This window comes from uncultured Desulfobulbus sp. (assembly GCF_963662935.2).
Lineage (GTDB): Bacteria > Desulfobacterota > Desulfobulbia > Desulfobulbales > Desulfobulbaceae > Desulfobulbus.
On the sequence record NZ_CAXXTL010000002.1, the window covers coordinates 1,222,360 to 1,245,605 of the forward strand.

Below are 23,246 nucleotides of genomic sequence, written 5' to 3' on the forward strand. Positions count from 1 at the left end.
GGAAGGACTGTAAAGGGTCGAGCGTGACAATCAGGAACGATCAACCTTCCTTTTCATCAACCCGTCGCATGCCCTCCATGATCAAGCCCATAAAACCGCCGATCACCGGCAGTTCTTTTTCCCCGGCAGTGAGGCCACTGGTGTAGGTAAAGTTGCCCTCGCTTTTTGCCAGCAGGGCAAAAAAAGCATCTTTGCCGGAGAAATCTCTATACTGGGTATCGACCAGTTCCCCTTCGTGAAAGGTGACCACAGCGTTGCCGTCGTCAAGCACCAGCTGCACCTTCCCTGTTTTCTGGCTGGAATTGATCAGTTGAAAGAGTTCGACCGGGTTAATTTCCGAGAGTTTGCCGGTCATACCCGAACTGATGGTGCCCGAACGCAGGGTGTTTGCCTGGGCGCGCTCCACCAGCATTCTGTAGAAAAAGACCTGGAGAACAGGGTAACGGTTGAGGACATGCTTGAAGTCCTTGCTGGAGAGGATGGCTAGCCGGGTTTTTTCCCTTGAATGGATGGAAGTGGTGATCGGCTCGCCGGACAAGAGGCTCATTTCACCGAAGATATCCCCAGAACCCATTTCCGACAGCATTTGCCCATCGTCACCGATGACCGCGACTCGACCTTCAAGCACGATATGAAGGCTCGTTCCCGGCTCGCCTTTTTTCAGGACGATCTTATTGGCCTCATACTCCTTCACCTGCAGTTGCCCCGAGAGGTCACGGAGACTGTCCTCGTCCAAGGGCTCGAAAATCTCAAGTCCACGCAGTAAATCATAAAATTTATCCAGATGGCGCATTCTTGCCTTCTGCTCAGCCGCCGCCAGCAGCTTCATCTGGAGTGTGGCAAAATCCCTTTCTTTCTTGAACTCAAATCGGATCAGACCGGTGCACCCGCCACATTCGAACTTGACTCTCTGGAGGCCATAGGGAGAAAAGCGCTCCATGCTTTTCTTTTCGGCAACGGCCTTCATTAATTCGCGCACCATCATCAGGCAGGCCGGCTTGCCCTCGGGAACTGTCAGGGCCATTTGCTCCACCTTGAATTCCTCACCGACATTATAAATCGGGCAGGAACGCTCCTCGGTAACAATAAAAATGGCATTACGGTAATCCATGTATCTCCAAGGGGTCTCGAGTGACCCGTGAGCAATGCATCAAGGCAGACGCAGAATTGATGTTGAATCTGGACATTTCAGTCGGAACGGCCAAAGAGAAGGTAAATGATCAGGCCAAGGACGGCAGCGCCGCCAAAAATAACCGGCAAGATTTTATTCACCTGCACCACTCCGTTCACCACAAGAGTTTGCATGTAGGGCGTCCCCGAGGCATACCAGGCACCCATGACGGCGCTTAGAATGATCATGTCGCGAAAGGCTTTTTTGTACAGCAGGTAGCCGACCAAGGCCACAAACGGCACTAAAAACCAAGGATTGGTGAAGAGTCCTGAAAAATCAACCTCTTTAAACTGTTCCGGCAGATGGGTGCTTTCGAGAAAACGGCCGATGGGTTCGAAAAAAGCGCCGGCTTTTTTGCTGATTGAATCGATGAGTTCTCCGAACATTACAGTTTTCTCCTTAGTTGAAAAAGGGCCATTCTTTAGGCCGGAAATTGTGACGTTCTTGCCGGATGGGGAAGACAGGTGGCTGACTCGAATAGCCACAAGCAAGAACATCCCGGTTACGTTCATGGTATCAATGGGAAAGCGGTTCGTCAAAACGAAAACTCAATGGTGTGCTTTTCGGTTTTCCAAGTGTATTGAGCTGAGCCGCAGGGTTTCACTTGCGACTCCAAAAGGTTGCATGGTAGAAGTGAGCATTCTTGACCGCCTCCCCGTCGAGCCGACTGACAAGTCGCCACCTCGGCGGGAATTTTGAGAAGAGCCGCCGCCCATATCTTGTTGACCCCTGCCCGACGATGTACCTGCCATGAGCCTTCTTGATCAACAATCCGTCTTTTCCGCCATGCTGCAAGCTGGTCCCTTTGCCGTTGGGGATACCCCGCCTCTGGCCCACCCTTTTTCGCGGGAGACCAAGGCCTGGGTGCAACACATCCACGGCAACCAGTTACTGAAAACCAAGTACCGCTCGGTCCGCAATCAGATCTTCGATCTTTTGGGCATCGCGACCTACGATGAAGTCCTGGCCCTGATCCACGACAAGGAGTTGCGAACCAAGGCGGCGGAACGTGCTTATCTGCTGCTCGGCAACATGTTCGGCATTGAGGGCACCGGTCAGGAGGTTATCCGCCATCTCCACGAATATGCGCGCACCGCCGACGACGTCATCAGTTCCTTGCGGGCCAAGGTGCTGGCACCGTACAGCGCTCATATCGAAACCACCAACGAGATTGTCACCACCTGGGATCCGGTCGAACTGCTCTTGGCCCTGTTTGATGACCGCTACCACAAAAAAGCCCGTTTCGAGGCCAAACGCAAACTGGCGCTGATGGGACTGGCCGGTTCCATCGATCAAAGGGAGCGGGAAACAAAAATTGGCGAAAAGTTTCTCACTTTCCTTAATTTTCTCAACGCCTTTGTCTGGAGTCCGGATTGCAAAATCGGCGAACTCGACATCCGCTACCTCTACAGCACCCACAACCGAGAAAATTTCAGTTGCAGCGCGGTCAAGGTGCTCTCCGAGGAAGAGGCCCGATTGATTATTCCGGCGGTCGGCGAAAAATTGACCCTGGTGAAGCGGCGCCGTTTTCGCGACAACGGCGCTGACATTCCCATTTATGTCACCATCCGTAAGAAGGAACCCTCGGCCAAGGTGCTCAAACTGCTGCGCAAAAACGAAAAGAATCCGGCCACTGCGGTCGACGATGAACTCGGCCTGATGGCGGTGCTCAACTCGGTCAACGATGTCAAACGGTTCGTGCGCCATCTCACTCGCAGCGCGGCCCGCGCCGAATCGTTCATGACCCTGGAGGACATCTCCGACACCCTGACCGGCGGCGAATATCGCGGCACCGCCACCGGGAGCTCGGGCAAGACCTCAATGCTCAAATTCTTTGCCCGCACCGGCGGCATGCGCATAGAATTCATCCTGCACACCAACCGTTCCTACCTCAACTATATTTATCAGCGCGACGTGGCCCATGACGAGTACGAGGTCAAGCGGATTTTTGATACCGGTGTGATCGAATTTCTCTTTCCACCGGACATCTATCATCTCGATCTGCAAAAAATCCGCGACCACCAGTTGGCCTGGTTCCGCAGGAGGATTGAGGAAAACTGATCGTGATCCAGAGTTTTTGGGTTAAAAAAGAAAGGGGAAGGCCGGTTCCTTTTCCGCAGTCAAGGTTTCGGCGGTAATCATCGGGATGGTAAAGCCGCGGTTCTCGTACAAGGAGAGTGGGCCCTTGACCCGCACCCAGCTGTCATTGCCGAGGAAGGCTTGACCGATTTTTTTGACAAAGATAAAGACAGGACGGGCATCGGCGGCGAAGCAGTTAATCAAAAAACGATAACAGATCATCAGGTCTTCGGGCAATTGCGGATCCCGCATCCCCTGGCAGACCGTCTCCACCTCCTTCCCCGCATACTGTGCCGCCTGGTCATTGAGCCGGGTGAGCGGCACCTCCGCTGTCTCCCCCACCCCCTCTTCCGCATCGGCTGGTTGCACTGTTGTTGCCTGTCCAGTCTGCACCGGTGGCCCGTCCGGCGCCTGCACGGCCCTGTGAGCGAAGGTCTGGGCGTTAAATCGCGCCGTCGGCAGCATGATGCCATACAAGAGCGGCACCAGCAGTATCAGGAAAGTCGGCCAGCGCCACCAGAGAAAAACCTCGCGCGAAGCCGTTGCCGGCTTACCGCAACTGACGGCCAAGAACAGCAGGAGAACAACAGCGCCGCAGACCACCAACCACCACAGCTTGGGATGAAGCAGCCGGGCCAGATGGCCTTGACCGAACACCACCAGCCAGACAAAAAATCCGGCCCACAGGGCGAGGAGAAGACATTTGAGAATTTTGGTCGGCATGGTCAAAAGAGATCGGGCAGGAAGGCTTGCAGGGCGAGTATGGCCAGCAGGACAACGGCCGGCACCGTAAGGGCCAAGGCGACAATCAGTCGTTTCCGGAAGACGCTCAGATACATCAGGAGCAGCTTGATATCGAGCATCGGGCCCAGAACCATGAAGGCCATCTGGGCGCTGCCCGGCAGGATGCCGCGAAAGCTGGCGGCGATGAAAGCGTCGGCCTCGCTGCAGAGGTTGAGCAGCACCGCCATGATCATCATGATCAGGATGGCCTGCCAGGGCGTGGCCAGCAGGTGGTTGAAGGTGTCCATCGGTACAACGCTGCGAACAAAGGCGGCGATGAAGGCCCCGATCACCAGATAGAAACCGACACTGAAAAAATCATCGCTGGCGTGTTCCAGGGCGTGACGGACCCTGGCTATCCATGAGGGCTTACAATCATGGTTGCAGCCCTGGTGGCCGCAGGAAACGGGCAACGCCTTCCCCCATTCAGGCAGCAGGCCGTTGTCCCGGTTAAACCATCGCCCCAGGAGCAGACCAATGATGACGGCAATGCAATAGCCGCTGCCCAGGCGCACCGCCGGCACCATCCAATCGTAGCTATAAGCAATGGCGGTGGAAAAGGCAACAATGCCATTGACGATCGGTCCGGCGAGGAGAAAGGTGAGGGCCGCCGCCAGGGGCACACCTGTGCCGAGTAACCGCCTGATCACCGGTACGATGGCGCATTCGCAGACTGGCAGCAGCAATCCCATGCCACCGGCAAGAAAAACCGCTCTAATCCGGTGCTGCCGCACCACCCGGTCCACCCAGGCGACCGGCACAAAGACCTCGATCAGCCCTCCGGCCAAGGAACCGATCAGCATGAACGGCAGGGCTTCGACCATGATGGCCAGAAAGTTGATGGCGATATTGCCGATCAGACCCCGCCAGGCTGGGGTCTGCCCCAGCAACAGAAGAAGCAGGGTCACGACAAGAAAGAGCAGACTTCCGATCCAGGCCAACTCCTTCCCCAAACCGGTCGAGGCGGTTTGCGCTGGAGGTTGGTAGATGGGCAAGGGCACCATTTTGGGTTGATTCGTCATTTGTGGTCTTTATCCGTCTTCTCGAGGAGCATACCTCGGATCAAGCCGAGACTGGGAACAGAAAAATCAATATTTTTTTCAGTAAGATCCGAACATGTTCGGAAAGTGCGTTCCTCCGGATGCTCGTTTGGGGCCGCACTCTATCCCTCTTCCGAAAAAGTCAATCGCTGCTGCTTAAAGCAACAAGAGCTGTCCGCACCATGCCTCCGGCTGGATTTTTTTGAGGTGCACAAAAAAATTGTGCAGCCGCAGCTTGCGGATTCAACATGAAAAATATATCTTGCGCACTTGTTTCTCCATTTGGTCATAACCAGGCTTTTTCTCCAACCCTCTTCCATACTGGCCAACAGTGCCTCGACACCATGACCGCCATACCTGTCTCAACAGAACCCGCCTCCGCCATTCTGCTTATTCATTGCCCTGACAGTAAGGGGATCGTTGCCACCGTCAGTGAATTTATCTACAAAAATAACGGCAACATTACCTTTCTTGACCAGCACGTCGATGCCCTACGCAAGGTCTTTTTCATGCGGATTGAATGGGAGTTGGAAAGGTTTATCATTCCGGACGACAAGATCGGCGAATATTTCGACACCTTGATTGCCAAGAAATACGAGATGCAATGGCAGTTGCACTTCTCCCATGAGGTGCCTCGCATGGCCCTTTTCGTCTCCAAGCTGCCCCATTGCCTCTACGATATTCTTTCGCGCTGGAAATCCCGGGAGATCGAGGTTGAGATCCCCTTGATCATCAGTAATCACGCCGACCTCGAACCGGTAGCCCGCCAATTCGGCATCGATTTTCATCTGTTTGAAATCAACAGCCAGAACAAGAGAGCGCAGGAACAGGCGCAGCTTCAACTGCTGGCCGACCACCAGATCGAACTCATCGTTCTCGCCCGCTACATGCAGATCCTCTCGGACGAATTCGTCGGCCAGTATAAAAACAGGATCATCAACATCCACCATTCCTTCCTGCCCGCCTTTCCCGGGGCCAAACCGTATCACTCCGCCTTTGAACGCGGCGTGAAGGTGGTCGGCGCCACCAGCCACTACGTCACCGCCGATCTCGATGCCGGCCCCATCATTGCCCAGGACATCATCCGGGTCAGTCATGCCGACACGGTGGAGGATCTGGTGCGAAAGGGCCGGGATCTGGAAAAGGTGATTCTTTCGCGCTCGATCTGGCACCATCTGCAACGCCAGATTCTGGTGTATCAGAATCGGACCGTGGTTTTTACCTGAGCCTCTTCCGATCCGGCTAGCCTTTTAACACCCATCCTCCCCGGGTGGTGGGACCGCCATCTCAAAAAGGTGGAACTCAAGGCTGCCTTCGTAGATGAAAAAGGTGTCGATGTATCGTCCCGGTTCGTCGGGGACGGCCGTATTGGTGGTATAGATGCCGAGATGCCGATCCTGCAACGGCATGTCCGGGTCAACTAGGACCCACATCAGCGGCGCATCGTCTCCTTTGGTCTGCACGGTGAGGATTTGTGCGCCCAAGGGAAGGGGAATGGCTTGCATCCGGTTGGGCGTGAGGTCAAACTTCCAGATAGTTTTCATACTGTTCTCTTATTTTCTGAGATGATAAAAAGATGTGCAACGGTTTTGGCAGATAATTGGCCAAGGAAAGCGCTTTTTTTCCGGTCGAAACAGACCTGTCTTTTTACCTCTGTTGATAAAGGGCTGCAAGATGTAGGCGTGTCCGGAGGAATCTCCGGGAATCGATGATGGCGCGAGAACAAGATCATCCTTGCGGATTTTGGCATTTCTGTTATCTGTGCAATAATTTTTCAAGACCGCGAACGGATGCCAGCACCTTTTTAATCAAGCCGTTCCCAGAACTTCTTCCCATCAGGATATGTTATGAAATTTCCTATTGATTTGTCGACGTACCAACCCTTGCGTTTTTCCGTGGCTCAAGAGAGCTTGACGACGGAGCAACGCGCCACTCTCTTGGCCAACATCAATCTGGTTCGCGACAGCCTCGTTTTTTTTACCGCTCTGGCCAACTCTAAGGGGTTAGGCGGGCATACCGGGGGGGCCTACGACATTGTGCCCGAATTGCTGATCGTCGACGGCTTCATGAAAGGATCGGATGCCTGCTACCCGGTCTATTTCGACGAGGCCGGCCATAGGGTGGCCATTCAATATATCATGGCGGTGCTCAACGGCTACAAAGAGCCCGAGGCCCTGCTCCATTACCGGGAATTCGGCAAAGGATTCTACGGCCATCCCGAGCGTAATGAGGCGGACGGTATCTTTTTCAGCTCCGGCCGTTTAGGGCACCTTTGGAGCCATGTCAACGGTGTGGCCGAGGCGAATCCGGGCAAGACCGTTTTCATGTTCGGTAGCGACGGTTCCCAGCAGGAAGGCGATGACGCCGAAGCAGCTCGCTATGCGGTAGCTCGCTCGCTCAACGTCAAGTTGCTGCTCGACGACAACGACGTCACGATCGCCGGTCATCCGAGTTCTTATATGCAGGGATATGATCTGGCACGGACCCTCGGTGGGCAAGGCCTTGCGGTCCACACCAGCGCCGGCGAGGACATCGACCTCCTTTTCGCCTCTATTCGTCAGGCGATAGCCGCCAAGGGACCTGTAGCTGTGGTGATCAAACGCAAAATGGCCCCTGGGGTCGTCGGCATTGAGGGGCTGCCCAAGGGCCACGACGTCATCCCCGTGGCCATGGCCGTCGACTATCTCACCGCCAAGGGACATACTGCCGCAGTGGCGATGCTCAAACAGGTACCGGCCAAGGCCGAGAAAATCGTCTACCTCGGCAGCACAGCCGAATCGGCCAAGAACCGGGACGAATTCGGTAAAATCGTCTGCGACATTCTCAAGACAATGGAGAATCCCGCCGCCAAGGTGCTGGTGGTCGATTCCGACCTTGAGGGTTCCTGCGGCCTGCACCATATTCGCAAAAACTGCCCGGAAGTGTATATCCACGGCGGCATCATGGAGCGCAACAATTTCTCGGTGGCCGCTGGATTCGGTTCCGCGCCGGGCAAACAGGGAATCGTCGGTACCTTTGCCGCTTTTCAGGAGATGGTGATCTCCGAAATCACCATGGCCCGCCTCAACCAGGCCAATGTCCTCGCCCATTTCTCCCACTCCGGGGTGGACGACATGGCGGACAACACCTGCCATTTCGGCATCAACAACTTCTTTGCCGACAACGGCCTGGCCGAGCATGACCAGACCCGGCTCTATTTCCCCGCCGACGCCCTCCAGCTCAAGGCGATCCTGACCAAGGTCTTCCACGATCCGGGCCTGCGTTTTGTCTACTCCACCCGTTCAGGCACCCCCTTCATCCTCGATGAGAAAGGCGAAAAATGCTTTGGTGAGGGCTATGTCTTCAGCCCGGATAAGGACGAGGTGATCCGTCATGGCCGTGATGGGTACATCGTCTCCTACGGCGAGATGCTCTATCGCTGTCTCCATGTGGTTGAGCTGCTCAAGGAGACAGGCATTGATCTCGGCCTGATCAACAAGCCGGTGCTTAATGTGGTGGACGAAGCCATGCTTGCAACAGCTGGGACCAGCCCGATGGTGCTGGTCGTGGAGACCCAAAACAGCAAAACCGGCCTGGGCATCCGTTACGGCAGCTGGCTGCTCGAACGAGGCTATGCGCCGAAATACGGTCACATGGGAACCTGGAAGGACGGTGCCGGCGGTTTGTCCGAACAAATACCCTACCAGGGCATGGGGATCGAGGCGATTCGCGACAAGGTTATGCAGATGCTCAAGGGCTGATTCTTTTTCACAAGTTTACCCCGGCTACAGACTTCAGGTCTGCTGGCGAAGAATAAACCGGAGGTGCTTTTTTGGACAAAAGCTCTCCGGTTTTTTTATCCCCGGATGAGCAGGACGACTGACCAAGACTCAAACAGAAAGAGCCCCTTGCAATAATGCAAAGGGCTCTTTTTATTGGAATTGAGTTGAAGGGTGAGCTTAGCGGAGTTCCTGCGGCTTGACAATCGCGCCCTTGGCAGCCTTCAGTGCCAGCAGACCGGCCTTTTGCTCCTCATAGACGGCAAAAAGCCGTCCAGAAACTCCTTGCTCCTTGCGCCAGGCGGCTTCCTGCAAATCAATCCGGGCAACCACGTTATCGATGTACAGGGAAAACTGCATGGTGTAGAGCGACTCGGGATATTCCTTGTTGATCTTTTCGTTGAACAATTTTTCCAGATCCTCGTATTTCGGAATCATCCCGATCGGGGTTTCGATGGCCTGGACATCACCGTGGGTATACAGCTCGAGCCAGCCCAGCCAGACATGAACATCTTTCTTTTCCCCCAGGAGTCCCTTGCCATTGCCACCGCGAGCCTCGTGGGTGAGGAAGTAATTGAGGCCTGCCAGCACCGGTTTTCTGGTCATCTTCTCGTTGCCGTAAAAATTAAGCTGGGCATCGAGGTAATCGGTCATGCTCCCTGCGACAAAAGGCGTGTTGGCCCAGGGTTGACGATTGACGCCGCTGGCCCCGATCTCGGCAGCCGTTGCCTTGGAGACGATGGAGGCTCCGATGGCCACGCCGGCATCCATGCTTTTTGCCACCCAGATCGGCGGCATGGTATTCGAATCGCGGCCGGAGTAGGTAATGACCTTAATAACGATACCGTTGGGATCGGCATTGACGGCCTTATTGTGGTTGCCCACGGCCTCTGCCTTGAGAGTGCAGCGCGAATTGGGGTGGGAAAGAGGGACCCCGGTCATCTCTTTTGTCCACTGCCCCTGATAATTGACGCCCTTCTCGGGAAGCGGGTCCCCGTCACCGGTCCAGCGCGGTTTGCCGTGCTCGTCGACCAGCACATTGGAAAAGATGACCTCTGCTCCGGGCTGGCGCAAACATTTCATCAGGTAAGGGTCGCCTTCCAGGTTGACGTCCTCGATGATACCGAAAATGCCGATTTCAGGATTGACCGCCCGCAAGGTGCCGTCCTGTTCGATCCACATCTGGGCAAGATCGTCGCCGACGAAATCGCTGCCAACCATGGCGGTGGTGGTTTTACCGCAGCCCGAGGGAGCCGCGCCGGCAAAATAGGTTTTACGGCCGTCGGGGCCAGTCATGCCGGTGATGAACATGTGCTCCGACAGTTCCTCGCCATGGTGCTTGTACATGGCGCAGTCGGAGGCGAAGCGGTGGTTGCCCTTTTTCATCAGCAGGGTGTTGCCGGCATAGGTGCAGAAGGTCGAAAAGGTGGTCTGCCAACTCCTATCCATATATATGCGAGCCTTGGGTACATCCTCCGATCGGTTCGGTCCTTCGGAATGCACATTGGTGAAAAACTCCCCCCGCCGGGCAACCTCGGCGTCGAAATCGGCAAAGCAGTTGCGATAGAGCAGTTCCGCCGAATGCATGACATAGGTGGAACTGGAGATCTCGATGGCCGGTATCGAGGCTTTGGCGCCCACCGGGCCGCGGCTGTAAAAACCGACAAACATGGTTTTGCCCTGCATGATGCCTCGCATATGCTCGCGGACATAGGCATGCGATTGATCCCGCGGTTCTTTTTTTGCCAGCGACGAGACCTGCTCATCCTCGTTGTAGATGTAGAAGGTCTGATCGACCATGCGGCCCTGATCCTCGGGCAGATCGAAATGGATGGTGTGGCCAGTCATGGCCAGTTTTTTCTCCTCGCCTTTTTCCAGACTCATCCGACGGACTATTGCGCAATCCTCTTCGCTGCCAGTGTGCACATAAACCCGGTCGGGTGCACACATGGCAATGGCGTTGGCAACCTTGAGCAGTGCCTCTTCATTCGTGATCAAGGCGAGCCGGCCCAGGTGTTCGCTGTCGAGCTGCTGCTCGAACAGATTTCTGGCTTCGCCAATGGTCATAATGCCGCCAACCGCTGATAAAATATCAACGCCTTTTTTAAACTCCAACATCCTGCCTCCGTGGGATTACCTTTCTGAATTGAATATGGGGGAACTGTAGTGGTACAGTTGCTTACAAGTTTGTAAATTATAATATCTAGCTCGATTTTTTGGAATTCGCAAACAGGAATGCAGATTTTTTGAGTTTTCCCTGCCAAACTGCCGTCGATTGTGCGAGTGGGCAGACTCGAAACAACATTGGAACAGGTAAAATCTGCACAGAGATCAGGCAAGACGTTGCAGCTCTTTTGTGCAACCAAATTGAATTCGACGGGCTCAAGTCGTTTCTGGTCGCCCGGAAAAACGAACGCTTTTCAAATGACAGACCACTGTAACCATCGCCGAAAATGACGCGCGATGCTATGCTTGCACCATGTCGAGTCCTTTCCGGTCGGTCCATGCTCTCCGTATTGGCTCAAAAATTGTAGGCAGACCCTATTGTCCAATAAACACCTTCTTCAACCGATGAAAACCCACCTCCCCGACTCGTTATGCCCAATGTAATTGTTTGCCAAGATGCCCAGGATTACCGGGTCGTCGAATTTGCCTCTTCGGTCACCATCGGCAGGGAGAGCGATAACGACATCGTCCTGGCTTCACCGCAGGTTTCCCGCCATCATGCCTCCATCGCCCTCCGGGAGAACGGCGAGTACATGCTCTTTGACCATGAAAGCACCAACGGCGTATGGATAGAAGAACGCAAGGTCAACGGGATTCACCTCCTTCATGGTATGACCTTCCGGATCTTTAACTATTTCTTCACCTTCATTGACGAGCGGAAAGACAGTCGTCCTTCCAGGGTCTTTGCCATCGAGGACAACAATCCTCCAGCGGCACAGCGGCCAATAGACTCAGCCACCATTCTCTTCAACCCGGAATCGGCCGCAGCGCCATTTCCCTTGGCAGCATTGGCCGCACCCGTGACGGCAGAGTCGCAGACAGCCCCGCTTTCCCGTTTACTCCTTGAGCTACAGGGGATTGACGAGGAGGGGATTCTGGGAGAAAGGATCCTGGCCGAGGCCGTGCAATTTGCTGGCGCGGAACGGGGCTTCCTCGCCCTGCTTAACGAAAAGAATGAACTCCTCTATACAGTGACCCACTGTTTCGACCCACGCCGGGAGAGCCGGGAGGTCTGCCAGGAGGTGGTGCAACAGGTGATGAACGGCTGCCGGTCTGCCAGAATCGACGGTGAAGAACGGGGAGAGAGCCGCAAGGGCAAAGCTCAAGCGCAATCGGTGCTTTGCGCCCCTTTGATCCGGAATGGTAAGGCCATCGGCTGTGTCTATCTCGATCATCACCTGCCCGCAATATTCAATCCGGACCAGCAGAGCAGCCTGGAAATCCTGGCCTTGCACGGAGCCGTGCTGCTCGATAACCTCGCTGGCCGCCAACGGATGCACCGGGAACGTGAATCCCTGAAATCACGGCTCGCCTCAAAGGACGAAACCATTGTCCGCAGCGAGAAAATGGTCAAACTCTATGAAGATATCCGCACCATTGCGGCCATCAATGTACCGGTCTTTATCCAAGGGGAGGCAGGCAGCGGCAAGGAGCACGTGGCCTCTGCCCTGCACAATTTTTCAGGGCGCAAAGGAACTTACATTCCCCTCAACTGTGCCGCCATCCCCGAGGGCATTTTTGAAAGCGAGCTGTTCGGGTCGAAAAAAGGCGCCTACCACGAGGCCATCGACAAACCGGGCAAGCTGGAGCTGGCCGAGGGCGGCACCCTGTTTCTCGACGAAGTGGCCGACATGTCACTCATCCTGCAACCCAAACTGCTGCGGTTTCTTGAAAACGGCGAGATCACCCGCCTGGGCGACACTCGAACCCGCAGACTCGACGTGCGGGTAGTCACCGCCACCAACCGGGATGTGGCTGCTATGATCCGCGACAACCTGTTCCGCGACGATCTGTTCCAACGCCTCTCCTGCTTTACCCTCAAGGTGCCGCCGCTGCGGGAACGGGTCGAAGACATCGAACCCCTGATCCACTATTTTCTCAAAAAATTCTCCGCCGAATACAACTGGCAGGAACCCCGGATTGCGGACAGCGGCCTCCAACTCCTCTCTCAGTATCAGTGGCCCGGCAATGTTCGCCAACTGCGCAACGTCCTGCTGCGATTGGCGGTCCAATCCCAGGGAAGATTGATCTCAGAACGGGAGATATTGGGTCTTTCCGAGGAATTCGGTGCCATGGAACCAGCAAAGCTTGAGGTTTTTCCCAGCCTGGAGGAAGTCGAGAAGAACCACATCAAAGCGGCCCTGGAACGGGCAGACGGCAATATCTCTGATGCCGCCGCACTGGTGGGCATTGCTCGCTCGACTTTCTACCAGAAGATGAAGAAGTACGATATCTCGACCTGACCCTCAGCGATTCCATGCAGATGTTGTAAAAATGGACAGAAGATGTAAACGACTGTCCGTTTTTACGACAACCCTTCTTTTCAAGAAAATCATTTAAAATCGCAACAGTACAGAGAGGACGGCTTAAGACTGTTCGATTCTCGGACATTCTCCATACGAAAAGCTCCTGTCCCCTTTGCTTTTTTTCCCTTCCTCTCCCCTGCCCTCCTTCCCCTCTCGCCATCAAAAATATAACTACCTGTAATATATTATATTTTACAAGGCACGCATCTCTGTATCGTTTCTGGCATTGCCTTTGCTAATCTGGTGCCAACAGTTGTTGATCCTTATTTCTATCACTCAAACCCATACGTAAGAGGTACTCATTATGAAAAAAACTGTTCTGGCCGTTGCCATCGCTTTTGCCCTTTCCGCCGGTGTGGCCCATGCTGACAATACCCTTTCCGGATCATTCAAACGAAAAGGCGGATCCATCCACCACAATACCTTTAACGCCCAACCCACCGCCAGCAGCAACACGAATACGAATACCAACACCAATATCATAACCGTCAACACCGCGGCAACCCAGACCTCGACCGCTACCGCCACCGCTCCGACCACTCAGACCTCGGGTTCGACCGCAGCTACCAGCAGCACAGCTTCCACCAATACCGGCACAGACGCTACCGATACCGCCTCCACCACGGATACCGCTGACACCACCGCTTCCACCACCGATGCCAGCACCACTGACACCGCTGCGACAACCACCCAAGGACAAACCGATCCGCAGGGCGGGTTGCAGGCTGGTATCCGTAACGAAATCAAGAACACCGGCAACATCAGCAGCACCATCAGCGGCGGCAACAACAATATGGCCAATGCCGCCTCCATCTCGCTCAATGGCGCCTCAAAAGCCACTGCCTCGGTAGAGAATAAAGTGAGCAAAACCGGAAATATCACCAGCTTGGTCAAGGCAGGCAACAACAATACCGCCAACGCCGCCTCGATCTCGATGGGAGGAACAGCAGTGAAAGGCCGCGTCCTCAATGAGGTGGAAGGAACCGGCAACATTTCCTCCACAGTTGAGGGTGGAAACAACAATCAGGCCAACGCCGCGTCCATTGCCATCAACTAAGACAACGGCGAGTTTCCTGTTGCGGCGCCTCTCGTCGCAACGGGAAAAACCCTGGTTCCTCACTAAGCCAATCTGTTTTTGGAGAAAGAAAATGAAAGTAATCCACATGCTCACCCTGAGTGCGCTCCTTGCGATACCGGTTGTCGGCCATGCCGATCTCCTCGGCATCCGGGCGCAAAACCAGGTGAAGGGGGGCGAGTACAACGCCCAAGCCAAAGGGGGCAATAACAACGTCGCCAATGCCGGTTCCATCCAGATGACAAGCAGCCAGGCCAAGGAAGTCACCAACCGAGTTCGGGCTAACGGCACAGTTTCCGCCACGGCGAATGGCAACAATAACACCGTGAACAGCGCCTCCGTGTCCATGGAAAATTCCCAGGCCGGCAAGGTGTCCAATACGGTCAAGGCCGAATCCATCAGCAACACCGTCCAGGGGAACAACAACACCTCCAATATCGGTTCGGTAATGATGCAAAACTCCAAGGCCGGTGCAGTGACCTCCTCAGTCACCGGAGGCAGCCTCAACGGGGTGATCGACGGCAACGACAACCAGCTGAACATTGGATCGGTTCAGTTGAGCCAAGCGCAGCGGGGTGATGTGAATACCAAAACCGACTTGGGTAATGTCGCTGTCTCGATTTCGGGCAACAAAACCAAGGTTGCTGTTGATTCCGTGGTTGCCGCCGACTGACAAAGTTTCTGAGGACGATAACGATGCGAACGATCACTGTACCCCTGATGTTCTTGTTAGTGAGTGTCTGTGTTTCCCCCATCGCGCCCTGCTGGGCCGATGATCAGGATGACGGCATTCAAATCGACGATACGGTCCAGTCGTATGACCAAATCAGCAAGTCAAACAAGAATTTCTCCTACCTGACGCAGCGCGCCAGGAGTAAGACAGCATCGGGGTCCAGTGACGTCGTTACCTCTAAAGACGGGCTCCTCAACAGCGTCGTCCTGGAGTCAGGGGCGAAAATAAATGGCGACATCATCATTATCGACAGTTCCAAGGGCGACAAGACGATCATTTCCGAGTAACCGAAGTCGAGGAGCAAATATGTTGTGTTTACCAAAAAGATCGCGGGCCCGGATGCATCCGGGCTCTTTGCTGTTGATATCGCTGGTTGCCCTGGCCCTCACCTCCTGTGGGAAGCTCGACCCCCGCAATGTGGATGTCGACCTTCCCAAGGACACCCCGGTGATCACCGAGACCAATTTTGATAAACCCCTGGCCGACCTGGGTAAAATGACCCAGGTGTACGGCAAGCGGGTGTTTATCCAAGGCAAGGACATTGTCGACTTCACCGGGCTTTCGCAATATTCAAGCGGCGAGATCCCCCACGACATCACCGAGATGAGCAAGAGTGCGCTCAACGCCATCGGCGGCAATGTCGTCTATATCCCCTACAGCCCGGTCTTCATCAACAACCAGATGGTCACCGGTTACTCCAATTTCCAGGGGAAATACATCCCGGACATCGTCCTCTCCGGCGGCATCACCGAATTCGATCGCGGACTTGAGACCCGGGGGAGCAACACCGATTTTGGAGTCACAACCAAACCTTTCAATGTTAACCAGTCCTGGGTCCCCGGCGATACGATCTCGGTCGACTACAATCAGGAAGACCAGAACAGCGTCGCCCGGATCACGCTGGATTTCAATCTGCTCGATTTCCGGACAATGTCCGGGGTCGCCCGGATGCAAACCGTCAACTCGATCAATGTCTACAAGGCAATGGCGGATAAAGAGCTCGGCTTCACCATTTTTGGCCCGAGCTTTGGCCTCAAGGGCACCGTCAAGAAAGTGCAGGGACGGCATGCGGCCATTCGTCTGCTGGTCCAGACCAGTATCCTGCAGATTGTCGGCAAGTATCTCTACCTGCCGTACTGGAAACTGATTCCGAACATGCAGCCCGATCAGGTCGTCCTGGATAAAATCAGGCAGGATTTCAGAAATCTGAGCCAGAACGATAAAGTAGGCGAGATGCAGACCTGCCTCTACCTCAAGGGCTACAATGTGCCGGTCACCGGCAAAATAGACAACCAAACCCAAGCGGCGCTGGCCAGCTTCAAACCTGGGTATAAATCCGCTCAGGGCGCAAGTGACACCGAGCTCTATGTTGAACTGTGGAGTTCGCTTGGTGATAACCTGCAACAGGTTTCCGATCGCCGCGAGATGCTGGCCAAGGCAATCAATGGGTCCAGTCCTCCAGTGGAGAGAGTCGCAGCCGCTCCGGCAAAGCCGGCGCCAGCCAAAGCTGTCGATAAGCCAGCCGCCAACAAGGTCGCCACGCAGAAACCGGAGGCAAAACCCGAGCCAAAGCCCGCACCGGTTGAGAAAACAAGCACCGGTCCCGCGGCTGTCGCCAAGACGAACAAGGAGAAGACAGCCACGGACACTAAAGAACCCACCATAGCCAAGCAGCAGAATCCGCGGGACGATATCGCGCAGGTGTTGCGGAGTCAGTCGGTTACGGGTAATAAAACTTCAGCGGAGGCTCTGATCAATGAAAGACGCATGGCCGAATAATTTTGCCAAGGGTCTGTTGCTCGGCGGCTTCGCTACGGCGCTGATCGGTCTCTTGATGGGTGCGGTCCAAAATGATGGGCCCACCTTGACCGTGCCGGTGCTCAACCAGCGCGAGGACAGCGCGGTCCCGCTCTCCAGCACGGGCCGCTACCAGATCGTCACCTGGGAGGCGGGCGGCGGCTACGGGGCCTTTATCCTCGATACGTCAACCGGTATAACCAAAGCGGTCTATAGTTCGAACAAAGGGCCTGGTGGCAAAAGCGTCAACAATCTTGGCAAGCCCTTTCACCAGATGTAAAGAAAATGAAACGCAGCGTAACGAGCACCCAAAGGAGTCGGGTATGAAATGGTGGAATAGATTAAGGCCGGTAGCGGCAGAGTTGGTCATCCTGGCGCTGGTTTTCGCCGCCGTGCTGGCAGCCAACATTGGCCACGCCGCCACAGGAGCGGTTGGCCCCCAGGGGTACGGCCTGAAAATTTTCCGGGTTGAATCAGCACTCTACCCTTTTGTCCATGTCTACATGCGCACCTTTGACCAGGAGATGAATCCCTTGGTTAACCTTAATGTGCTCAATATCGGTGTAATGGTTGAAGGCCGAGCCTACGATCCCCGGAAAAAGCAGTACCATATTCAACCCCTTCGTGGCCGGGAGGAAGCGACCCGTTCCATCCTTGTTCTCGATACCAACAAGCTGCTGAAAGGACCTGATTTCGAGGCCATGGTTCGAGCAGCGGCCCGTTTCATTGACGCCAAGCGAGCCCAAGATCAGGTAGCGATTCTCGCCCTGGATAACAGCGGCGAGGGGTATTCGGTCCTCTCCAATTTCGACCGAGAGCCCGGCATCCTCGGCCGTCGGCTCGCTGATCTCCAGCCGCGCAGTGACAAAACCCGCCTCTATGACGGTGTAGCCGCCGCCATGCAAATGGCCAGCTCTTCTGTGGGGGGCGATTCCTCCAGTGATGTTGAATACATCGTTTCCACCTCGATTATCGTACTCAGCAGCGGCCGAGACGACGACAGCGCCATCAACCGTTCCGATCTGATGACCCGGATCTCCAGCCTGAAAATTCCGACGCCGATCTATTCCCTCGGCTTCACCGGACCCGAGGCCAAGGAACAGCGTAACCTTCAGGCACTGTCCAAAAATTCCTTTGGCAAACACTATCCCATCGGCGGGGCCTACGACACCATAACCCGCAGCATTGAGGATATTCAAAACATCATGCAGAGTGATTACGTGCTCACCTTCCGTGCCTATATTCCCGTGGACGGCGCACGGCACAACGTCAAAATCGGGGTGGAATATCCGACCGGCAGCGGCATCATGTACTACGACGCCTCTTCCTTCGAGGCCATTGAGCCGCCGACCTTTCCCAAAATCCTCGAGGCCCAACAGAAGATCGACAAGGTCATCCCCGCTCTCAAAGACGAGGAACTCTATCTAAAAAATCCCTTTGCGCCAACCAGCGGCCCACCGGCAACCGGCAAGAACTGAAGCTTTCCGTTCCATCCGCGCCTGACCGGGCACGAACCTGAATACCCTTAGCCAGCCTCCTTGCCGCTCCTCATGCGGCCGGAGGCTGGACCTTTCCCCCGATTCCTCAACGCACCCATGGAATCTTCCGTGCACAATTCCCTCGCCCCAGATCGTCTGGCCTACCTGGTGGCTCTGGATGCCGGCTTTTCCTACCGGGAATACTGTATCGACGCCAAAGGCGTCACCATTGGCCGGGAAGGGAGCTGCTGCGACATCGTGGTCGCCGGGACCACCGTCTCACGACGTCATGTTCGCATTCTTGCTGCTGGCGAGAACCGTTTTTTCCTCGAAGATCTGGACTCCACCAACGGCGTCTTTGTCAACGGCCGGAAGATTGTCGATTCTGTCGCATTACTGGACGGTGATCTGATCGGACTCGGATCCGCCACCACGCCCCATCTTCGCTTTCAAGACCACAGCAGCCGAGAGATCCGCCACCTCACCCTCGCCGCCAGAGAGCAGTGGGTGATCGGCCGCACCCCGGACTGCGACCTGCCGCTCCCCTTCGAGCCGACGGTGAGTTCGCACCACGCGTTCCTCTCCAACCGCAACGGTAACCTGTACCTGGTGGACAACCACAGCCTCAACGGCACCTGGGTGAACGGCAAGGCCCTTCGGCAGGGCAACCTGACGGCCACCGATACCGTCATCATCGGTTCGACCCACCTCCGCTTTCAACTGGGGGCTGACGGCTCGCTCATCGTCCGCCAGCGGGAATGCGGCCAGGCGGTCCGGTTGGAAGGCATCGGTCTCTCCCGGACCGTCCCGCTCGGAGGCCAGAGAACCCGGCTGTTGCTCGACGACATCACCCTGACCATCGCGCCGGGGGAGTTCGTCGGCATCCTGGGGCCCTCGGGCGCAGGCAAGACCACCCTGCTCACCACCCTCAACGGCTTCACCCGGCCGGACCGGGGACGAATCCTGCTCGATGAAACGCCCCTTGACAGCACCTCGGCCATGTTCCGCAACGCCATCGGCTATGTGCCGCAGGACGACATCCTCCACCCTGAACTGAGCGTCGAGGCCAGCCTTGACTACATCGCCCGGTTGCGGTTATCGCCCGATCTTTCGCCGGCACAGCGGGCCGATATAGTCGGAGGCACCATCGAAACCCTTGGGTTGAGCCAGGTCCGCCAGACGCCGATCCACCAACTGAGCGGCGGCCAGCGCAAACGGGTTTCCATCGGGGCCGAACTGCTGGTCCGCCCCAGTCTCCTCTTCCTCGACGAACCCACCTCCGGCCTCGATCCCAGCACCGAGGACCGGCTGATGCACCACTTCCGCAGCATGGCCCACAACGGCACCACCGTGGTCATTACCACGCATGTCCTCTACAACCTCGCCCTGCTCGACAAAATGGCCATCCTTTCCCAGGGCCGACTGGTCTTTTTCGGCACCCCGGATGAGGCCTTGACCTTTTTCGGCGAAAACGGCAGGCCCCTCACCCAGCCGACCCGGATCTTTGACCTGCTCACCGGTGAGGAGCAGCTGAACACCGCCGACCGTAGCAACGGCCATGAACAAGAAGAAATTGCCGACCGCCTTGCACGCTTGTATCGTGACTCCCCCTTCCACCGAGAGAACATCGACAAGAGGCTCTCGATAACCGCCCGGACTCTTCTGCGTGCAAAGGAAGAGGCCCCCGTCCAGCCTCAGATGAAGCAGCGGCCTCGATCGTGCCTTCTTTGGCTTGCGGCGGTGGCCGGACAATTCTTTCAGCCCGCTACCCTCAGCGGATCATGCCGTTCCTGGCTCATCCTGTCCCACCGACATCTGCACATCCGCGCCAGTTCAATCAAACGGCTGTTGCTGTTCCTCCTCATTCCAGTGGCCCTGGCTCTGGTCACCCTGTCACAACATATCACCGGGGTTGTAGCCGATGAGGCGGTTCGTGCCCAAAAGAGCGCGATCCAGGAATCGATGACCCGGGGCGGCGTTGCCATGGAAAACCTGCTCAAACACCTGTTATCGCCGGCCGGAACCTATGACCCCCGGTCCGCCACCGATCTGCTCTATGGCCTGCGGCACGAAGGAGTGGCCAACCTGCCCGTCCCCATGAGTGTGCTGTTGATGATCGTCATGACCGCCGTGTTCTCGGGCACCCTTATCGCCTGCCTGGAAATCTCCACGGAACGATCCATTTATCGCCGGGAACGGATGTCGCACCTCCACATAATGCCCTACTTGGGATCGAAACTGCCTTTTTGCCTGGCGATGACAGCCCTGCAATGCCTGGTCTTTCTTGCCGTTTGCTGGCTGCATCCCATCCTGCGGCAGACGGCCTTTGTCCCCATCTGGCTGACCATGGTCGCCGTTGCCTGGAGCTCGGTGGCCATTGGCCTGCTGCTCAGCGCAGTGGATTCGACCGGAGGACGATTTTCGGTGATGCTGGCCATCGCCGTGGTCCTCCCCCAGTTACTCCTCTCCGGCGGCCTGGGTCCTGATTTTTACGGACGCATGGGCAACGAACTTCGCTGGGCGGCCGATCTGCTGCCAGCCCGCTGGGGGTTGGAGATGGTCTGCACTGCGCTGTTCGACTCGCTCACAGGGACCGGCGTACAATGGATTCCCGCCTATGTCCGGCAGGTGATTGGTTTTGACTTCGGCCCAACCGTTTATTATAGTGGTTGCTATGTCCTGTTGACTCAATCCATTCTCTGGCTTCTTTTCTGTGCAGGATTCCTGAAATACCGGGATCTCCGATAATGTTGAACGATTCACAAACCCTTCTCGACACCAGTATTGCCGGACCGCCTCCGGTCCTTGTTAGCGACGATGGCGGGCTGATAGCCGGTCGATACCGTTTATTGCGCCCCCTTGGCGAAGGTGGCATGGGCAATGTTTACCTGGCCGAGGACCTGGTGCTGGCCCGCCAGGTGGCCGTCAAGACGGTTCGTCCGGAGCTGAGCGACAACGAGGAGATCCGTTCCCGGATCAAGCGGGAATGCCGGCTGCATGCCGCCATCGGTGCCCATCCCAATATTGTCACCCTCTATGACACCGTCGAGGAAAACGGCCACATCTACCTGGTGATGGAGTACTTCGCCGGCGAGACCCTTGCCGGCCGATTGGCCGCGACCAACAGTTCAAGGGGACTCCCGCTCAACAAGGCCCTCGACATTGTCCGCCAGTTATTGCGAGCCCTGGCCTGCATCCATCACCGCGACATTGTCCACCGCGACATCAAGACCTCGAACATCCTGCTCCAGTTACAACCCGACGGCCATTATCTGGCAAAATTGACCGATTTCGGCATTGCCTGGGCGGAAATAGAGTCCGACACCATGACCCGGCTGACTTCCCTGGGAACCCAGGGACCAGGAACCCCCGTGTACATGGCCCCGGAACGGATTGATCCCCAGACTTTTGGCGAGGTTTGTCCGGCTTCAGACCTCTATGCGGTCGGCATTATTCTCTATGAGCTCTTGACCGGGCAGCCGCCGTTTACCGGAACAATGACCGAAATTTTTTCCGGACATTTGGTGCAGCAACCTGCCCTGAAGACGCTCCCGCACACCATTCCAGCGGGCTTGCACGTGGTCCTGCGCACGGCCCTGGCCAAACAACCAACCGAAAGGTATCAGGATGCCGAGCGCTTTATTGCAGCCCTCGCGGAACTCGATGACAACGAGACGGTGCTGCCCGAGCATATCGCTGTGCAAGAAGCCACCATGATCGCCCAGCATGGCGATTGCCCTGTGCCTGGCATCCCCGAGGCAACCCTGCTCAATCCGGCCCAAGGCCGCAACCGGAAGCAAATCCGAGTACCGCAATTTCGGCGTACATGGCTCTATGCTGCCACCGTGCTGCTGCTTATCCTGGCAGGGTACCTGGTGCAGAACCATTTCACCGGGAAACCAAATTCCGTATTGAATGCGTCCGGCGAGACGGCCGTCACGGTGGCCGAACCCAAAACTATTCCTCCTGCCACGACCGAGTTGGCCGACCAAGGGGAGCACAAAATCAACTCCGCTCTGGATGCGGTCGAGAGCGGGCGGCAGCAGAAAAAGAGTATCGAATCGATGGCGGCTGCGGATCGGAGTGAACCAGCCCCAAAAAACGAGTGGCAAGTGGTCGAAAATAGCTCCCGCAAAATCCGCTGACCCTTCCCCCCTAAACCATGTCAGGCAAATTCCTCACCGCATTTTTTGTTACCGCAAGTTACCTTTTAAGTGGCTGCGCCGCCCCCTTGCTCCTCACTGCCGGTGCAGCCGGTGCCGGCGCCGGGTACGTAGCGACGCAAGAAAAACCAAGAAGCCAGGTTGAGATTTTTTTTAACGATCTCGGCAGGTCAATCCGGCATACAACCCGCAGAATTTCAGCAGGGCTGCCTGGCCGACGCCCCACAACCTATGCAGAGCCAACCAGCCAACGCTCCGTTGCCTCGGAACCTCGGAGCGGTATTGCCCTCAAAATTCAACGATCCACACTGGCGCCTACGGAGGTCCACAAAGGTGAGCAGGTTACGCTGACCCTGCGATACATGATCATGGGCACCCCCGAAAAGGGGGTAACGATACGGGAAAAAAGTTCCCTGAACAGGGACGGCAAGGAATTAACGGTGCTGAAGGACGAATCGAGCGAAAAAGAGAACGGCACATGGGAAAACACCCTGAGCTTTGCCGTCCCCGAGGGGGCGCAACCGGGTAAATACACCGTGACTCTCCTCATCAGCGCCCAGGGTCAGACCCGGAGCACCCAACGCTCCTTTACGGTTCGCTGAGGATCATGTTTTCTTCCTGGCATTCTTTTTCTTTT

The 23,246-nt window shown here is 56.0% G+C and carries 19 protein-coding genes; 13 read left to right on the plus strand and 6 right to left on the minus strand.

Annotated elements, in window-relative coordinates:
- Positions 1 to 40 precede the first annotated feature (40 nt).
- A complete protein-coding gene (locus ACHZCX_RS09730) occupies positions 41 to 1,111 on the minus strand; it encodes a cyclic nucleotide-binding domain-containing protein (protein ID WP_319587041.1) in 1,071 nt (356 codons plus the stop codon).
- A 77-nt stretch (positions 1,112 to 1,188) separates the two neighbouring features.
- The gene (locus tag ACHZCX_RS09735; protein WP_319587042.1) at positions 1,189 to 1,557 is read right to left on the minus strand and encodes a hypothetical protein; all 369 of its coding nucleotides are present in this window, start codon (positions 1,555 to 1,557) and stop codon (positions 1,189 to 1,191) included.
- Positions 1,558 to 1,921: 364 nt separating this feature from the next.
- On the opposite strand from ACHZCX_RS09735, the gene ACHZCX_RS09740 reads away from it, so the two are divergent.
- A complete protein-coding gene (locus tag ACHZCX_RS09740; protein ID WP_319587043.1) occupies positions 1,922 to 3,232 on the plus strand; it encodes a hypothetical protein in 1,311 nt (436 codons plus the stop codon).
- Between the two features lie 21 nt (positions 3,233 to 3,253).
- Here the strand turns inward: ACHZCX_RS09740 and ACHZCX_RS09745 are convergent, their stop codons facing one another.
- Both ACHZCX_RS09745 and ACHZCX_RS09750 read right to left on the minus strand, forming a co-directional pair.
- Positions 3,254 to 3,973 (minus strand): TIGR03943 family putative permease subunit, encoded by a 720-nt coding sequence (locus ACHZCX_RS09745; RefSeq protein WP_319587044.1) that lies wholly within the window; start codon positions 3,971 to 3,973, stop codon positions 3,254 to 3,256.
- 2 nt (positions 3,974 to 3,975) lie between these two features.
- Positions 3,976 to 5,055, minus strand: coding sequence for a permease (locus ACHZCX_RS09750; RefSeq protein ID WP_319587045.1), 1,080 nt, complete (start codon positions 5,053 to 5,055; stop codon positions 3,976 to 3,978).
- Positions 5,056 to 5,417: 362 nt separating this feature from the next.
- On the opposite strand from ACHZCX_RS09750, the gene purU reads away from it, so the two are divergent.
- Positions 5,418 to 6,299 carry a formyltetrahydrofolate deformylase gene (gene purU, locus ACHZCX_RS09755; protein ID WP_394708823.1) on the plus strand — a complete coding sequence of 294 codons (882 nt, stop codon included), beginning with the start codon at positions 5,418 to 5,420 and terminating at the stop codon, positions 6,297 to 6,299.
- Positions 6,300 to 6,323: 24 nt separating this feature from the next.
- Here purU and ACHZCX_RS09760 read toward each other — a convergent pair whose 3' ends face one another.
- Complete coding sequence (locus ACHZCX_RS09760; protein ID WP_319587047.1) at positions 6,324 to 6,617, minus strand: hypothetical protein; 294 nt, start codon at positions 6,615 to 6,617, stop codon at positions 6,324 to 6,326.
- Positions 6,618 to 6,920: 303 nt separating this feature from the next.
- On the opposite strand from ACHZCX_RS09760, the gene ACHZCX_RS09765 reads away from it, so the two are divergent.
- Complete coding sequence (locus tag ACHZCX_RS09765; protein ID WP_319587048.1) at positions 6,921 to 8,813, plus strand: transketolase C-terminal domain-containing protein; 1,893 nt, start codon at positions 6,921 to 6,923, stop codon at positions 8,811 to 8,813.
- Between the two features lie 198 nt (positions 8,814 to 9,011).
- Here the strand turns inward: ACHZCX_RS09765 and ACHZCX_RS09770 are convergent, their stop codons facing one another.
- Positions 9,012 to 10,949, minus strand: coding sequence for a phosphoenolpyruvate carboxykinase (GTP) (locus ACHZCX_RS09770; RefSeq protein ID WP_319587049.1), 1,938 nt, complete (start codon positions 10,947 to 10,949; stop codon positions 9,012 to 9,014).
- A gap of 479 nt (positions 10,950 to 11,428) precedes the next feature.
- Between ACHZCX_RS09770 and ACHZCX_RS09775 the strand changes: the two genes are divergently transcribed.
- From ACHZCX_RS09775 to ACHZCX_RS09820, 10 genes are all read left to right on the plus strand, one after another.
- Positions 11,429 to 13,300, plus strand: a complete 1,872-nt coding sequence (locus ACHZCX_RS09775) for a sigma 54-interacting transcriptional regulator (protein WP_319587050.1) — start codon at positions 11,429 to 11,431, stop codon at positions 13,298 to 13,300.
- A gap of 367 nt (positions 13,301 to 13,667) precedes the next feature.
- Positions 13,668 to 14,420, plus strand: a complete 753-nt coding sequence (locus ACHZCX_RS09780; RefSeq protein WP_319587051.1) for a hypothetical protein — start codon at positions 13,668 to 13,670, stop codon at positions 14,418 to 14,420.
- A 91-nt stretch (positions 14,421 to 14,511) separates the two neighbouring features.
- A complete protein-coding gene (locus tag ACHZCX_RS09785; protein ID WP_319587052.1) occupies positions 14,512 to 15,111 on the plus strand; it encodes a hypothetical protein in 600 nt (199 codons plus the stop codon).
- A 23-nt stretch (positions 15,112 to 15,134) separates the two neighbouring features.
- A complete protein-coding gene (locus ACHZCX_RS09790; protein WP_319587053.1) occupies positions 15,135 to 15,458 on the plus strand; it encodes a hypothetical protein in 324 nt (107 codons plus the stop codon).
- Positions 15,459 to 15,477: 19 nt separating this feature from the next.
- A complete protein-coding gene (locus ACHZCX_RS09795) occupies positions 15,478 to 16,950 on the plus strand; it encodes a hypothetical protein (protein ID WP_319587054.1) in 1,473 nt (490 codons plus the stop codon).
- Positions 16,928 to 17,248, plus strand: a complete 321-nt coding sequence (locus tag ACHZCX_RS09800) for a hypothetical protein (RefSeq protein WP_319587055.1) — start codon at positions 16,928 to 16,930, stop codon at positions 17,246 to 17,248. The genes ACHZCX_RS09795 and ACHZCX_RS09800 overlap by 23 nt, the downstream gene beginning before the upstream one ends.
- A gap of 43 nt (positions 17,249 to 17,291) precedes the next feature.
- Complete coding sequence (locus ACHZCX_RS09805) at positions 17,292 to 18,446, plus strand: VWA domain-containing protein (RefSeq protein WP_319587056.1); 1,155 nt, start codon at positions 17,292 to 17,294, stop codon at positions 18,444 to 18,446.
- A 129-nt stretch (positions 18,447 to 18,575) separates the two neighbouring features.
- The gene (locus ACHZCX_RS09810; RefSeq protein ID WP_319587057.1) at positions 18,576 to 21,194 is read left to right on the plus strand and encodes an FHA domain-containing protein; all 2,619 of its coding nucleotides are present in this window, start codon (positions 18,576 to 18,578) and stop codon (positions 21,192 to 21,194) included.
- Positions 21,194 to 22,591, plus strand: coding sequence for a serine/threonine-protein kinase (locus ACHZCX_RS09815; RefSeq protein ID WP_319587058.1), 1,398 nt, complete (start codon positions 21,194 to 21,196; stop codon positions 22,589 to 22,591). Before ACHZCX_RS09810 ends, ACHZCX_RS09815 begins: the two co-directional genes overlap by 1 nt.
- 86 nt (positions 22,592 to 22,677) lie before the next feature.
- Positions 22,678 to 23,211 carry a hypothetical protein gene (locus ACHZCX_RS09820; RefSeq protein WP_319587059.1) on the plus strand — a complete coding sequence of 178 codons (534 nt, stop codon included), beginning with the start codon at positions 22,678 to 22,680 and terminating at the stop codon, positions 23,209 to 23,211.
- Positions 23,212 to 23,246 lie beyond the last annotated feature (35 nt).

Excerpts from the sequence above, each read along its gene's own strand:
- ACHZCX_RS09730 (WP_319587041.1), bottom strand. The coding sequence starts at position 1,111 with ATGGATTACCGTAATGCCATTTTTATTGTTACCGAGGAGCGTTCCTGC.
- ACHZCX_RS09735 (WP_319587042.1), bottom strand. The coding sequence starts at position 1,557 with ATGTTCGGAGAACTCATCGATTCAATCAGCAAAAAAGCCGGCGCTTTT.
- ACHZCX_RS09740 (WP_319587043.1), top strand. The coding sequence starts at position 1,922 with ATGAGCCTTCTTGATCAACAATCCGTCTTTTCCGCCATGCTGCAAGCT.
- ACHZCX_RS09745 (WP_319587044.1), bottom strand. The coding sequence starts at position 3,973 with ATGCCGACCAAAATTCTCAAATGTCTTCTCCTCGCCCTGTGGGCCGGA.
- ACHZCX_RS09750 (WP_319587045.1), bottom strand. The coding sequence starts at position 5,055 with ATGACGAATCAACCCAAAATGGTGCCCTTGCCCATCTACCAACCTCCA.
- purU (WP_394708823.1), top strand. The coding sequence starts at position 5,418 with ATGACCGCCATACCTGTCTCAACAGAACCCGCCTCCGCCATTCTGCTT.
- ACHZCX_RS09760 (WP_319587047.1), bottom strand. The coding sequence starts at position 6,617 with ATGAAAACTATCTGGAAGTTTGACCTCACGCCCAACCGGATGCAAGCC.
- ACHZCX_RS09765 (WP_319587048.1), top strand. The coding sequence starts at position 6,921 with ATGAAATTTCCTATTGATTTGTCGACGTACCAACCCTTGCGTTTTTCC.
- ACHZCX_RS09770 (WP_319587049.1), bottom strand. The coding sequence starts at position 10,949 with ATGTTGGAGTTTAAAAAAGGCGTTGATATTTTATCAGCGGTTGGCGGC.
- ACHZCX_RS09775 (WP_319587050.1), top strand. The coding sequence starts at position 11,429 with ATGCCCAATGTAATTGTTTGCCAAGATGCCCAGGATTACCGGGTCGTC.
- ACHZCX_RS09780 (WP_319587051.1), top strand. The coding sequence starts at position 13,668 with ATGAAAAAAACTGTTCTGGCCGTTGCCATCGCTTTTGCCCTTTCCGCC.
- ACHZCX_RS09785 (WP_319587052.1), top strand. The coding sequence starts at position 14,512 with ATGAAAGTAATCCACATGCTCACCCTGAGTGCGCTCCTTGCGATACCG.
- ACHZCX_RS09790 (WP_319587053.1), top strand. The coding sequence starts at position 15,135 with ATGCGAACGATCACTGTACCCCTGATGTTCTTGTTAGTGAGTGTCTGT.
- ACHZCX_RS09795 (WP_319587054.1), top strand. The coding sequence starts at position 15,478 with ATGTTGTGTTTACCAAAAAGATCGCGGGCCCGGATGCATCCGGGCTCT.
- ACHZCX_RS09800 (WP_319587055.1), top strand. The coding sequence starts at position 16,928 with ATGAAAGACGCATGGCCGAATAATTTTGCCAAGGGTCTGTTGCTCGGC.
- ACHZCX_RS09805 (WP_319587056.1), top strand. The coding sequence starts at position 17,292 with ATGAAATGGTGGAATAGATTAAGGCCGGTAGCGGCAGAGTTGGTCATC.
- ACHZCX_RS09815 (WP_319587058.1), top strand. The coding sequence starts at position 21,194 with ATGTTGAACGATTCACAAACCCTTCTCGACACCAGTATTGCCGGACCG.